The 14,004-nt window shown below is 74.7% G+C and carries 9 protein-coding genes; all 9 read right to left on the reverse strand.

All coding sequences use genetic code 11. The features are described from left to right. Window positions 1-34: 34 nt before the first annotated feature. Window positions 35-532: a 2-amino-4-hydroxy-6-hydroxymethyldihydropteridine diphosphokinase gene (gene folK, locus LCD35_RS13665; protein ID WP_224959715.1), complete on the reverse strand. Its 498-nt coding sequence runs from the start codon at window positions 530-532 to the stop codon at window positions 35-37. After that, window positions 529-912, reverse strand: coding sequence for a dihydroneopterin aldolase (gene folB / locus LCD35_RS13670; RefSeq protein ID WP_225044287.1), 384 nt, complete (start codon window positions 910-912; stop codon window positions 529-531). Before folB ends, folK begins: the two co-directional genes overlap by 4 nt. Further along, complete coding sequence (gene folP, locus LCD35_RS13675; RefSeq protein ID WP_224959718.1) at window positions 905-1,750, reverse strand: dihydropteroate synthase; 846 nt, start codon at window positions 1,748-1,750, stop codon at window positions 905-907. The genes folB and folP overlap by 8 nt, the downstream gene beginning before the upstream one ends. Then, a complete protein-coding gene (folE, locus tag LCD35_RS13680; RefSeq protein ID WP_224959720.1) occupies window positions 1,750-2,379 on the reverse strand; it encodes a GTP cyclohydrolase I FolE in 630 nt (209 codons plus the stop codon). Before folE ends, folP begins: the two co-directional genes overlap by 1 nt. An 88-nt stretch (window positions 2,380-2,467) precedes the next feature. After that, window positions 2,468-4,975: an ATP-dependent zinc metalloprotease FtsH gene (ftsH, locus tag LCD35_RS13685; RefSeq protein ID WP_224959722.1), complete on the reverse strand. Its 2,508-nt coding sequence runs from the start codon at window positions 4,973-4,975 to the stop codon at window positions 2,468-2,470. Between the two features lie 219 nt (window positions 4,976-5,194). Next, a complete protein-coding gene (gene hpt, locus LCD35_RS13690) occupies window positions 5,195-5,752 on the reverse strand; it encodes a hypoxanthine phosphoribosyltransferase (RefSeq protein ID WP_224959724.1) in 558 nt (185 codons plus the stop codon). Between the two features lie 35 nt (window positions 5,753-5,787). Then, window positions 5,788-6,804 carry a tRNA lysidine(34) synthetase TilS gene (gene tilS / locus LCD35_RS13695; protein ID WP_225044288.1) on the reverse strand — a complete coding sequence of 339 codons (1,017 nt, stop codon included), beginning with the start codon at window positions 6,802-6,804 and terminating at the stop codon, window positions 5,788-5,790. Window positions 6,805-6,954: 150 nt separating this feature from the next. Further along, a complete protein-coding gene (locus LCD35_RS13700; RefSeq protein WP_255614902.1) occupies window positions 6,955-8,046 on the reverse strand; it encodes a zinc-dependent metalloprotease in 1,092 nt (363 codons plus the stop codon). Window positions 8,047-8,134: 88 nt separating this feature from the next. Continuing rightward, the gene (gene dacB / locus LCD35_RS30475; RefSeq protein ID WP_225044290.1) at window positions 8,135-13,699 is read right to left on the reverse strand and encodes a D-alanyl-D-alanine carboxypeptidase/D-alanyl-D-alanine-endopeptidase; all 5,565 of its coding nucleotides are present in this window, start codon (window positions 13,697-13,699) and stop codon (window positions 8,135-8,137) included. Window positions 13,700-14,004: the final 305 nt, after the last annotated feature.

The following is a 14,004-nucleotide window of genomic DNA, read 5'->3' on the forward strand; positions in this document are numbered from 1 at the left end:
CGGTCCCGCGGCCGGCGGGCCGTCCACCTGCGGATCAGGGGCGGAGCAGGAGGTCGTCGCGGCGGGTCACGGCCGCGACGTCCGCGGCGGGCAACGCCGCGATGAGCTCGGCGATCGGGCCGTGCCCGGGCAGCACCGCGTCCGGTTCCAGCACGGCCCACGGGACGAGCACCGTCGCCCGTTCCGGGGTCCCCGGGTGGGGCAGCAGCAGCTCCGGCTCGTCGCTGCGCACGCCGTCCACCACGACCACGTCCACGTCGAGGGTGCGCGGGCCCCAGCGCTGCTCGCGCACCCGCTCGGCCGCGCGTTCCAGCTCCTGGCCGCGCCGCAACCAGCCCCACTCGTCGACGCCGTCGGCCCGCACCACGAGCACCGCGTTGAGGAAGTCCGGCTGGTCCACCACGCCCCACGGCGCCGTCTCGTACACCGGCGACACGGCCTCGACCGCGTCCCCGAACCCGGCGACCGCGGACCGCAGGTGCGCCAGCCGGTCCCCCAGGTTCGACCCGAGGGACAGCACCGCCCGGCTCACGCCGCGCCGCCGCGGGCCGCGCGCCGCGACCGGCGGATCGTGACCGCCACGCCGGCGAAGGTCAGCGGGATCGGCGCGGACGGCTTGTGGATCGTCACCTCGGCCGCGTGCGCCCGGTGGTCGGCCATGATGCCGTCGGCGATCTCCGCGGCCACCGTCTCGATCAGGTCGCGCGACGGGCCCGCGACGACGTCGGCGGCGCGCTGCGCCAGCTCGCCGTAGTTCAGCGTCTGCGCCAGGTCGTCGGCGGCGGCGGCGCCCGCCAGGTCCGCCCACACGGTGATGTCGACCAGAAACTCCTGGCCGTCCCGCTTCTCGTGCTCGAACACGCCGTGGTTGCCGCGCACCCGCAACCCGGTCAGCGCGATCCGGTCAGCCAACGGTCCCTCCCGCGTTCCAGGCCGCGGCCACCGCGACCGCGTCCAGCGAACTCCGCACGTCGTGCACCCGCACCGCCCACGCGCCGCGGTCCGCGGCCAGCGCCGACACCGCCGCCGTCGCCGTCTCCCGGCCCGCCGCCGGGCGCGGCTCGCCGTCCGCGCCGGCCAGCAGCCCGCCGAGGAAGCGCTTGCGGGACGCGCCCACCAGCACCGGGAACCCCAGGGCCACGAACTCGCCCAGCCGGTGCAGCAGCGCCCAGTCGTGCTCCCCGGTCTTCGCGAAGCCCAGGCCGGGGTCGAGCACGATCGCGTCCTCCCGCACTCCCGCCCGCAGCGCCGCGTCGACCTGCGCGAGCAGCTCGGAGCGCACGTCGGCGACCACGTCGCCGTAGGAGGCCAGCGAACCCATGTCCTTGCTGTGCCCGCGCCAGTGCATCAGCACCCACGGCAGCCCGGTGTCCGCGGCGACCCGCGCCATGTCCGGATCGGCCAGCCCGCCCGAGACGTCGTTGATCATCGCGGCGCCCGCGGCGGCGGTGGCGGCCGCGACCTCGGCGCGGGTGGTGTCCACGCTCACCGGCACCCCGGCGGCGACGAGCTCCGCCACCACCGGCAGCACCCGCTCGATCTCGGTGGCCGCGGCGACCCGGTCCGCGCCCGGACGCGTCGACTCACCGCCCACGTCGACGATGTCCGCGCCCAGCTCGAACATCTCCACGCCGTGCTCCACCGCGGCCTTCACGTCGAGGTAGCGGCCCCCGTCGGAGAACGAATCGGGCGTCACGTTCAGCACGCCCATCACGGCGCAGCGCGGTGGCCTCGGCAGGAGCGCACCCATCAGGAACCTCTGATCAGCGACAGCGCCTCGGACCGGGAGGAGGCGGAACTGCGGAAGATGCCGCGCACCGCGGACGTCGTCGTGGTGGACCCGGCCTTGCGCACCCCGCGCATCCCCATGCACAGGTGCTCGGCGTCCACGACGACGATCACGCCGCGCGGTTCGAGCTTGCGCACCAGCGCGTCGGCGACCTGCGAGGTCAACCGCTCCTGCACCTGCGGGCGCTTCGCGTACAGGTCGACCAGCCGCGCCAGCTTCGACAGGCCGGTGACCCGGCCCTTCTCGTTCGGGATGTAGCCGATGTGCGCGACCCCGTGGAACGGCAGCAGGTGGTGCTCGCACTGCGAGTACATCGGGATGTCGCGGACCAGCACGAGCTCCTCGTGCGCTTCGTCGAAGGTGCGGTCCAGCACCGCGTCCGGGTCGGTGTAGAGCCCGGCGAACAACTCCTCGTAGGCGCGGGCCACCCGCGCGGGCGTGTCCCGCAGGCCCTCGCGGTCCGGGTCCTCCCCGGCCGCGAGCAGCAGCTCCCGGATCGCCGCCGCGGCGCGCTCCTGGTCGAATGCGGGCCGCTCGAAACCGCCCGGGGCGTCGTCCTGCCCGGGCTGCTCACCGAGACTGCTGGTCACGTGTCGTTCCTCCACCGGCTCACCGCACCGAAGAGGGGGACCGCCGACGTGCGACGGCCCCCCTCTTCCGGTCTTGTCGCTCGGGCGCTCAGCGACCGCTCTCGCCCTTGTCCTCTCCCCGCTGCTCCGGGTCCGGGGACTGCTGGGACTCCGGGGGCCGCTGCGGGGACTGCTGCTCGGCGGACCCGGCGTTCGCCGCGTCCTGCTGCTGGGCCGCACCCGCCTGCGGGGCCTGCTGCGCACCGGCCGCGGGGTTCTGCTCCGCGGACTGCTGCTGCGGCCGCTCCCAGGACGGGACCCACTGCTGGTACGGCTGCTGACCGGTCCCGCCCGGGGCCGTCGCCGGCGTCCAGCCGGGCGGGGCGCCGTAGTTCGGCGGCACCGCCTGCGGCTGGGCGTACTGGCCCGGCTGCCCCTGCGGGGGCTGGCCGTAGGGCTGCTGGCCCTGCGGGGGCTGCTGGCCGTACGGCTGCTGGCCCTGCGGTTGCTGCGGTTGCTGGCCCTGCGGAGGCTGCTGCTGGCCCTGCGGGTGCGGGAACTGCACCGTCCCCTGGCCGTGCGGCTGGTCCTGGTTGTGCTGACCGGCCGGAACGGCACCGGCGGGGACCGCACCGTTCGGTCCGGGCACCGGGTCGCTGAACCGCGGCGTCTCGACCGGCGGGGGCCACGGCTCACCGCGTTCGATCGCCAGCTCGCCGGGGGTCTTGATCGGCGGCTTCTCCGACGGGGTGCGCCCGCCGAAGTCGTTGAACGCCGTGATCCGGGGCCGCTTCTCGACCTTGGCGAAGATCCGCTCCAAGTCCTTGCGGACCAGCGTCTCCTTCTCCAGGACTTCCAGCACGAGCTCGTCGAGGACGTCGCGGTAGGTGTTGAGCACCTCCCACGCCTCGGTGTGCGCGGCTTCGATGAGCTTGCGCACCTCCTCGTCGATCTCGTGCGCGACCTCCAGCGAGTAGTTCGGCTGCTGCCCGGCGGAGCGGCCCAGGAACGGGTCGCCCTCCTCCTTGCCGTACTTGACGGCGCCGAGGCGCGCGGTCATGCCGTACTCGGTGACCATCGCGCGGGCGATCTTGGTCGCCTGCTCGATGTCGCTGGAGGCACCGGTGGTGGGCTCGTGGAACACGAGCTCCTCCGCCGACCGGCCGCCGAGCGCGAACACCAGGCGCCCGATCATCTCCGAGCGGGTCATCATGTCCTTGTCGTCCTCGGGGACGACGAGCGCGTGCCCACCGGTGCGGCCGCGCGGCAGGATCGTGAGCTTGTAGACCGGGTCCACGTCCGGCATCGCCCAGGCGGCCAGCGCGTGCCCGCCCTCGTGGTACGCCGTGATCTTCTTGTCCCGCTCCGAGATGATCTTGCTCTTGCGGCGCGGGCCGCCGATCACCCGGTCGACCGACTCCTCCAGAGCGGCACCGGTGATCAGCTGGCCGTTCTCCCGGGCCGTGAGCAGCGCGGCCTCGTTGACCACGTTCTCCAGGTCGGCGCCCGAGAACCCGACGGTGCGCTTGGCCAGGCCCTCCATGTCGGCGTCCTGCGCCAGCGGCTTGCCCTTCGAGTGCACGCCCAGGATGGCCTTGCGGCCGCGCAGGTCCGGCGCCGAGACGGGGATCTGCCGGTCGAAGCGGCCCGGGCGCAGCAGCGCCGGGTCCAGGATGTCCGGCCGGTTCGTCGCCGCGATCAGGATGATCCCGCCGCGCGAGTCGAACCCGTCCATCTCCACCAGCAGCTGGTTCAGCGTCTGCTCGCGCTCGTCGTGCCCACCGCCGAGACCCGCGCCGCGCTGGCGGCCGACCGCGTCGATCTCGTCGACGAAGATGATGCACGGCGCGTTCTGCTTGGCCTGCTCGAACAGGTCGCGGACGCGGGAGGCGCCGACGCCGACGAACATCTCCACGAAGTCCGAACCGGAGATCGAGTAGAACGGCACGCCGGCCTCACCGGCGACCGCCCGCGCCAGCAGCGTCTTGCCGGTGCCGGGCGGGCCGTACAGCAGCACGCCCTTCGGGATCTTCGCGCCCAGTGCCTGGTAGCGGCCGGGGTTCTGCAGGAAGTCCTTGATCTCGTGCAGCTCCTCGACGGCCTCGTCCGCACCGGCGACGTCGTTGAACAGCGTCTTCGGCATGTCCTTGGTGAGCTGCTTGGCCTTGGACTTGCCGAAGTTCATCACCCGGTTCCCGCCGCCCTGGACGTTGTTCATCATCCACATGAGCAGCAGCACCAGCAGGCCGATCGGGAGCAGGTAGATCAGCATCTGCGTCCAGAACGAGTCCTGGGTGACCTCGGTGTTCCACTTGTCGACGTTCGACTGCCGGATGTCGTCGACCACCGCATCGGTGGCACCGGCGGGGTATTGCGCCATCAGCTGGTCGCTGTTGGCGAAGCTCTGGCCCTGCTTGAGGGTCAGCAGCACCCGCTGTTCCTTGTCCTGGATGGTCGCCTCGGCCACCTTGCCCTCGGAAATCTGCCGGAGAGCGTCGGAGGTCGAGACCTGCTGATAGGCCTTCGTCTCGTCGAAGAGCACGCTGAGGCTCATGATCAGCGCTAACACCGCCAGGATCCAGAGCAGCGGGTTACGGAGCAGGCGCTTGAGGTCCATTCACTTGCGGCCGGCGGTCGGCCTCGACCCTCCCTGACTTCACTTCGGGCAACGGCACCGGTGAACGGCGCACGAACCGTCGCCGCCGTCAACCCCCTCGGACCAGCGTACCGGCCGCGGCGAGCGCGCCACCACGCCGAGCGTTGTGCAGGTCGGCAACCCTACCCCGGATCGGAACCGGACCTTTCTCGCACCCGGCCCGGCCAGCGGCAAGAGGGATCACCGCCCGGAGGTGTAGACCTTCGGGTCCAGGGTGCCGATGTGCGGCAGGTCCCGGTACCGCTCCGCGTAGTCCAGCCCGTAGCCGACGACGAACTCGTTCGGGATGTCGAACCCGACGTAGCGGACCGGCACGTCCACCTGGACCGCGTCCGGCTTGCGCAGCAGCGTGCACACCTCCAGCGAGGCGGGGTTGCGCGCGGTCAGGTTCTTCAGCAACCAGGACAGCGTGAGACCGGAGTCGATGATGTCCTCGACGATCAGCACGTGCCTGCCCGCGATGTCCCGGTCCAGGTCCTTCAAGATCCGCACCACGCCGGAGGACGAGGTGGACGAGCCGTAGGAGCTCACCGCCATGAACTCCAGCTGCGCGGGCCGCGGCAGCGCCCTGGCCAGGTCGGTCATGAACATGACCGCGCCCTTGAGCACGCCCACCAGCAGCAGGTCGCCCCCTTGGGCGTCCTGGTAGTCCTCGGCGACCTGCTCGGCCAGTTCGGCCGTCTTGTCGCGGATCTGCTGCTCGGTGATGAGCACTGAAGCGATGTCGCCGTCGTACACCGGACCGGCTTCCCCTTTCGCTGTTGGACGGACGTTCACCCGCCGATCACCCGACCGGCGGTTCCCCGTCCACCACGTTCCACCTGAAGCGTGCCATGCGTCCGGCGGAGCACAAAGCCGCCCGGAAGCGCGTGCGGGCCCTGACCGCGCCACGCGCCCGCGAGCGCGTCCGCCGCGCGCAGGTGCGCGTCCGAGACCTCGGCGACCCCGCGTTCCAGCAACCAGCCGCGCAGCACCCGGCGCCGGAGCGCGGGCGGGTGCTCGGCGAGGGCTCGCGCGTCCAGGCCCGCACCCCGTTCGACCTGCGCACGGACCGCCGCGGCGACCTCGTCGAGGGCGTCGGCGTCCTCCCGGAGCTGGCGCGCGGTGCGGGCGAGCGCATCGGCGACACCGCCGTTGAGGACGTCCTCCAGCAGCGGCAGGACCGCTGTGCGCAACCGCACACGCGTGAACCGGCTCTCGCCGTTGTGCGGGTCCTGCCACGGCGTCAGCCCGGCTTCGGCGCACGCCCGCTCGGTCGTCCCCCGCGGCACGTCCAGCAGCGGCCGCGCCCACGGCGGCGACCACGGGCGCATCCCGGCGATGGAGCGGGCGCCGGAACCGCGGCCGAGGCCCAGCAGCACCGTTTCGGCCTGGTCGTCGCGGGTGTGCCCGAGCAGCACCGCGCTCCCGTCCGGACGGTCCGCGTCCAGCGCCGCGTACCGGGCGCGGCGGGCGGCGGCTTCCGGCCCACCGCCGCCGGTGACCTGCACCGGCAGCACCCGCACGTCGGTGTAGCCGAGCTCGTCGAGCTGCGCGGCGGCCCGCTCGGCCACCTCGGCGGAACCCCGCTGCAGGCCGTGGTCGACGACCCGCGCGCACACCCGCAGGCCGCGGCCGCGGGCGAGGTGGGCGGTGGCGGCGGCGAGCGCCAACGAGTCGGCACCGCCGGAGCACGCCACCACCAGCGGTGCGTCCCGCAGCGCGGGGTGGGCGGCGAGGAGGTCGCGGGCCGCGGTCCGCACGGCCAGCAGCGCGGGCCCCGCGGCGCGCTCGGATCGGCCAGGAGTCACCGGCCCATTCTCGGCGGCCCCCGCGGCGCGCCACGACCCAGGTCAACGGCCCGCCCGCGAACAGTGGTCCCGGTATCAGGCCCCAGGTCCGGCGCTCAGCCGGGCCATCCGAAATCCCGGCGGTCAACCGAGGCAGCCCAGGTGCGGCGGTCAGCCGTGGACGCGGCGCAGCCAGGACGCGGGATCGGTGGTCTCCGCCCGGGTCGGCAGGTGCTCCGAGGAGGTCCACACCGCGTTGAAGCCGTCCATCCCCACCCGGTCCACGACGTACCGGGTGAACGCCGCGCCCTGCGCGTACTGGCGCATCTTGGCGTCCACGCCGAGCAGGCTGCGCAGCAGCCGGTCCAGCACCCCGCCGCCCTGGCGGCGCTCGGTGAACCGGCGGCGGATGGTGGCCACACTGGGCACCACGCTCGGCCCGACCGCGTCCATCACGTGGTCCGCGTGCCCCTCCAGCAGGGTGGACAGCGCCAGGATCCGGTCCAGCGCGGCGCGCTGCCGCGGCCCCTGCAGCAGCTCGACCACACCGAGCACGCCGGGGCTGGACCGCGCGTCCGGCCCGGCGCGCACCCCGCGCACGATCGCGGGCAGCCTGCCCAGCAGCTCGCCGGGGGAGGAATCCAGGTCCGAGAGCAGCATGCCGAGGCTGTCCGCGAAGTGGTCCCGCAGCCACGGCACCGCGTTGAACTGCAACCGGTGCGTCGACTCGTGCAGGCACACCCACATCGTGAAGTCGTCGGCGGGCACGTCCAGCGCCCGCTGCGCGGCCACGATGTTCGGCGCCACCAGCAGCAGCCGCCCGGGCCGGGTGCCGCGCTCGCTGGGCAGGAACGGGTCGTACTGCCCGAGGACCTTCGTGCCCAGGTACGACAGCACCAGCCCGGCCTGCACGCCCGCGCCCCGGGCACCCAGCCCGCCGAGCGGATCGTCGCCGGAACCGGTGCCGCGGGAGCGCAGCGCGATGCCCGTCAGCTCGGAGAGGCCCTGCGCGGCGGCCCGCACCCACTCCCGCCGATCCACCACGTCGCCTTCGAGCACCGGCAGGTCCAGGCCGAGCCCGGTCAGCTCCCGCACGTGCGTTTCGGCGGCCACCCCGGCCCGGCGCAGCGAGCGGACCGCGTGCACCGCGTCCTCGCGGGGGACGTCGGGTCCGCTGCGCATCAACCGGCCCGCGGTCGCGGCCGCCAGGTCCCAGTCGAGCGAGCGCTGCGCGCCGTCCCGGCCGTGCGGTCGGGGCGGCAGCGTCGCGGATCGCGGAGTCACGGAATCGACCGTACTCCGGTCGCGACGAGCGGCGACACCGCTGGCCGAGCCCGGTGCGAGCCCGCGATCAGCGGCAACCGCACTGCTGGACGGCCGCGACGACCTCGTCGAGCGCGGGCCGGACCTGCGTCGGCGGGCTGGTGCTGTTGGACATCAGCGCGAACACCAGCAGCCGGCCGTCCTCGGTGAGGATCGTCCCGGACAGGCTGTTCGCCCCGTCAAGGGTGCCGGTCTTCGCGCGGACCCAGCCGCGGCCCGCGCCGTCGCCGTAGCGGTCGGCGAGGCTGCCGGAGCCGCCCGCGACGGGCAGGCCGGTGAGCAGCGCGCGCAGCTTCGCGCTCTTGGCGGGCAGGCCGCCGTCGCGCTCCGGTTCAGCGGCGGTGGCCATCAACCCGGCCAGCACCTTCGCCGGGATGCGGTCCTCCGTGGACAGGCCGCTGCCGTCGGACATCTGCACGCCCGTGAGGTCGACGCCGTTGCGCTGCAGCACCTCGCGCACCGCCTGCACCGAACCGGCGAAGGACGGTTCCTTCCCGGTCTTGATCGCGACTTCGCGGCCCAGCGCCTCGGCCAGCACGTTGTCCGAGTGGATCAGCGTGCTCTCGACGAGCTTGCGCATCGTCGCCGACCGCACCGCACCGAGCCGCTGGGCGCCGCGCGGCGCGGTCCCCTCGGACACCGCGGAGGCGGGCACGCCCAACCGCTGCGCGAGTTCCCGACCGGCCTGCTCGGCGGGGTTCTGGGTCCGCGAGTCGTACTCCTCGGTCGGGTCGCCGGTGCGCCCGCCGTCGGCCATCACGGACTCCATCGGCGCCATGATCCCGTCGCCGACGTCCCCGGGCAGCCAGCCGGGGGCCATCGTCGGCCCCCGGTAGCGGCTGTTGTCCACCTGGATCGAGGTGACCTGGCCGCCGGTCGCCGCCCGCACCTGCTCGGCGAGGTCGTCGAAGCGGCCCGCGCCCGGGTACACCGACTCCTGGCCCGCGGGCATCGTCGACAACGTCGGGTCGCCGCCGCCGACGAGCACCACGCTGCCGGGCTGGGAACCGCGCACCACCTCGGTGGTGAACCGGGCGTCGTGGTCGAGCTCCAGCATCGCGGCGCTGGTCGTGAGCAACTTGCCGGTGGAGGCGGGCATCATCGGCGTGTCCTGCTGCCGCTCCCACAGCGTCTTCCCGGACCGCACGTCGACGACCGCACCGGTGACCGGCGCCAGCACCGGGTTCGCCAGCGGGCCGCTGACCGCCGCCTCGATGCCGGAACCGCTCGGCTCCGGCGCGTCCATCCCGACCGGGCGGATCGACGGGGACAGCCGCACCGGAGCGGGCGGATCGGCCAGCTGGGCGGCGCTGATCCCGTTGATCAACGCCGGGACGCCGACCGCGAGACCCGCGCCCAGCACGACCACGGTCAACACCGCCAGCAGCACCGTGGCGCGCCTGCGCCGCGGCGCCGGGGCCGCTTCGGCGGGAGCGTCCTCGTGCTCCTCGTAGCCGTCGTACCGCTCGTCCTCGTGCGGTTCCGCGGGCTGGGCCTGCTCCTGGGGCCGCGGCGGCTGCGCGGGAACGGCGAAGTCCTGCGGCTGCGCGTGCCGTTGCGGCTGCGCGTGCCGTTGCGGCTGCGGGGGCTGCTGCTGTTGCGGTGGGCGGTGCGGCGCGACCGGGATGGTGCGCGGCGGCGGAGGTTGCTGCCCCTGCTGCCTGCCGGGCGACGGGCCGGAGAAGTCGGGGCGGCGGAACTGCTGGGTGCGCTCCGCGTCCGAAGGGCCGGGCACCGGGCGCGACGGCTGCTGCGGCGCGGGCGGGACGATCGGGATCCGGGTGGTCGGCGGACCCTGGTCGAACGCCTGCGGGCGCGGCCGGTCGGCGGGGCGGTCCTGCGGGGGTTCGGTGCGGCCCTGCTGCTGCGGGTCCTGGGGCTGCCGACCCTGCTGGGGGCGCTGCTGCTGGTCGGGCTGCTTCGCGGCCTGCTGCTGGTCCGGCTGCTTCGGAGCGTGCTGCTCGCCGGGCTGCTTCGGAGCCTGCTGGTCCGATTGCTTCGGAGCCTGCTGCTCGCGGCGTCGAGCCTCCTGCTCCAGGTCGGCCAGGCTGAACTGCTGGGTGTCGTCGATCCGCCGGAACTGCTGGGTCTGCTCGGCGGGCGGCGGCCCGATCGGCGTCCCGGCATCCGCGGTGAACGCGGAGTCCACCGCGGGCGGCTGCTCGACGTGCGGCCGGGGATCGGTGGATGACGGCGGGGCGGCGCCCGCATCGGCGGAGAACGCCGAGTCCACGGGCTCGTCCCGGTCGTCCGCGGCCTCCTCGGGCTCCGCCTCGACCCGGGCCTGCTCGGCGGTCGGCCACTCGTCGCGGGTCCGCTCCTCGGCCGCCCGGCGGCGGTCGACGCGGGCGGTCCCGTCCTCGACGGCGGGGAGCCGGCCGGTGTCGGCGGTCGGATCCCGGTCCGTGCTCGGGGCGGTACCGCGGGTGGCGTCCGCGTCCTGGTCGGCCGTCGCGTCGCGGTCGACGTCGGTGGTCCGCTCGGCCGGTTCGGTGGCCTGGCCGCCGGAGGATGCCGGATGGCCGGGAGCGGCCGGGGCGTCGGTGGTGTCCGGGCGGTCGGCGGTGGTCGAGCGGTCGGCGTCCGCGGTCGTCGAGCGGTCCGCGGTCGTCGAGCGGTCGGCGAGGGCGCTGCGGTCCAAGCGTTCCGTCGCGGGCGCGGAGCGCTCGGTCGTGCCCGTCCGGCCGGAGTCCTGCTCGGAGCTCGGCGCCTCCGCGGGCACCGCCCGCTGCGGGCCGGTGGCTTCGACGTCCTCGGTGAGCTCGGCCTGCGCGGCCACCGCGGTGTCCAGCGGCACGTCCACCGCCGCGCCGGCGCCCTCGGCCTCGGTCTCGGAGGGCCGGGGCTCAGCCGCGGTCGCCGGCTGCTGCGGCCCGGTGGCCTCGGTGTCCTCCGCCGGCTCCGCCCGGCTGACGGCGGCGGCCTGCTCCGGGTCGGCCACCTCGAAGTCCGGCGCGGCGCGCTCGGTCGTCCGCTCGTCGGTGGCCCGCTCGTCGGTGGCCTGCTCGTCAGAGGTGGTCCACTCGTCAGAGGTCGTCCGCTCGTCGGAGGTCGTCCGCTCGTCAGAGGTGGTCCGCTCGTCGGAGGTCGTCCGCTCGTCAGAGGTGGTCCGCTCGTCGGAGGTGGTCCGCTCGTCGGAGGTCTGCTCGTCAGCCTTCTGCTCACCGACGGTCTGCTCGCCGGTGGTCTGCTCGTCGGTGGTCCGGTCGCCCGTGGTCCCGGCGTCCGCAGCCCAGCCGTCCTGAGTCCAGCGGCCCTCGGTCCAGCCGTCCTGGGTCCAGTGATCGGTGGCCTGGTCGTCGGTGGTCCGGTCGCTGGTGGTCCGGTGGTCGGTGTCCTGGCGGCCCGTGGCGCGCTCGGCGGTGGTCCGGTGGTCCGGGGCCGAGTCCTCGGATGCCCGCTTCGCGGGCCGGTCCGAGCCGTCCTCCGAGGCGGAACGATCGGTCCGGCCCGGTGCGTCCTCGTCCACCCCGTCCGCGTCCCCGGCAGCGTCCTCACCGGTGCGGCCGTCCGCGGTGGCCGGGGAGCCGGCCGGATCAGCAGCGGCCGTGGCGCCGGTCGCCGAGTCGGCGGGACCGTCCGCGTCGGCGGGACCGTCCGCGTCGGCGGGACCGTCCGCGTCGGCGGTGCTCGCCGAGCTCCCGCTGCTCGGCCGGGTCGCACCGCCAGTGCTCTCCGCATCGGATTCCGCGGCGGGGGCCGCCTGCTCCGCTGCCGCGCCGGTCCGCTCGTCTCCGGTGCTCCCGTCTCCGGTGTTCCCGTCCTCGGCGTTCGCCGTCTCGTCGGCGGTGTCCGCGGCGGTCCCGCGCTGCGCCGAGGTCGTCGAGCCGTGCCCGGCGGCGCGCTCCTGCGCGGCCGACCGCTCCGCCGACTCCGCCGTCGCCGACTCCGCCGTCGGGTCCGCGTCCGCGGAACCCGGATCCGTCGGACCCCGAGCGCCCGAGGGGCGGTCGTCCGCAACCGAGCCGTCCGAAGGGTGGTCAGCCGAAGGCCGGTCACCCGCGAGCTGGTCACCCGAAGGCTCGGCCGCCGCGTCCGCGGACCGCTCCTCGGACGACGCGCCCGAAGTTCCCGGTCCCGTCGCTTCCGCGTCCGAACGGTCGTCAGCCGAACCGGGCGCGGACGCCGCGCCCGGGACCGCACCGCGGAACGCGGTGTCCAGCACACCGGAGACCCGCCCGGTCACCTGGGACCCGGTCGTCTGCCAGCCGGAGAAGTCGTGCGCGGCGGCTTCCCGCCCGGCCTCGGGCTCCACCGAGCCGACGAAGCCGACCGGCCGGGAGCTGATCGAGTTCGGTTCGGCCTGGACGTCGCCGCGCAGGGAGCCGCGGACGGTCGATCCCGGACCCGTGCCCGGCGCGCCGCCGGACCCGTCCACCGAGGCAGAGCCGGTCCCGTCCACCGAGGCGGAACCGGTCCCGTCCACCGAGGCAGAGCCGGTCCCGTCCGCCGGCGCGGCGCCGGTCGCGGTCGAGCCGTCGCCGCCGGCCGGGGCCTCGTCCCGCTCCGCTGAGCCTTCCCCCTGTTCCTCGGGGTCCTGCGTCGGGAAGTCCTGCTCGTCGGCCGCGGGGCCCGCGTCCGCGGCAGCCGATCCACTCGCGCCGCCGGTCGCCCGGCTCGCTCCCGCATCGTCCGATCCGGCGCCGTCCGATCCGGGGTCCGCCGAGCGCGCACCGTCCAACCCGGCGTCCACCGGACGAGCGCCGTCCGATCCGGCGCCGTCCGTTCCAGCGTCATCCGATCCAGCGCCCGCCGAGCGAGAGCCATCCGATTCGGCGCCATCCGATTCGGCGCCATCCGATTCGGCGCCATCCGAACCGGCGTCCGCCGAGCGGGCGTCCGCCGAGCGGGCGTCCGCCGAACTCGGGCCACCCGTTCCGGCATGACCCGATCCGTCGTCCTCCGCGTCGCCCTCGGGCAGCCGCCCGGTCACGGTCTGGTCCAGCGCGCCCGGCTTCGAGTCGGCGGCACCCCGCCCGGAACCCCTCGCTCCGGCCCCGTCCCGCTGCGTGCGCGAAGCGTCGGTCCCACCGACTGCCGCATCGCCCTCGGAGGAGTCACCATCGAAGTCGGCGGAATCGGCGTCAGCGGAATCGGCGTCGGCGGTGGCGGTGGCGGTGGCGTCGGTGTCGGCGTCGGCAGACTCAGCGCCGGTCGAGCCCGCTTCGGCGGAGGTGTCGGCGGAATCCGCAGCCGCATCCCCGCTCATCGCCCCGGCGACAGCGCTCCCCGCCGCATCGCCGTCCGATCCGGGCTCGGCCGCGGACCGCTCCTCCTCCGCGGCGGCGGAACCGGTACCGGCCCGCGCGGTGCCACCGGATTCCGCGTTCCCACCGGATTCCGCGGTTCCCGCGCCGTCATCGCTGGTGGAGTCGGTTCGATCGTCCTTCACCGGCTGTCCATCGCCGGAAGGCTCCGATTCGTTCCCGCGCGCGGGAGGGGCGGCCTCCTGGTCCTCGACCGGGAACCCCTCCGCCTCGCTCTCCGCGAGCCGCTGCCGCTCGGGCCGCTCGGCGTTGCCGCCCCGCTCGTCGCCCGGCGAACCTGCTGCTGAAGCGTTCGAGGACTGCTCGGCAGCATCGGGCTCGGACACCTCACCCCTGAGGCGGTGGGGTTCGGGCACGGGCTTCCTCCTCGACGGTGCGCAAGACTGCCAGATGCGAGCTGCCGCACTGCGGTGGGGCTCGGCGCGCGGCCGTGGTCCACACTAGACGTGGTCGTGCCGCATCACGGGCGGCCACTCCGACGTGTGAGCCTGCGGCTCGGCCTCGGGTGACGCCGTGCGGTGACTGACGAAATCATCGCAGGTCAGGACACTGGCGATGTACGGGACCGGGATGCGGGACCGGCCTGGCAACGGCGGCCGGACGGTCGGGCACGGTCTCGACGAGCAAGCTG

The sequence above is a fragment of the Saccharopolyspora sp. 6V genome, from assembly GCF_020176785.1.
GTDB classification, from domain to species: domain Bacteria; phylum Actinomycetota; class Actinomycetes; order Mycobacteriales; family Pseudonocardiaceae; genus Saccharopolyspora_C; species Saccharopolyspora_C gregorii.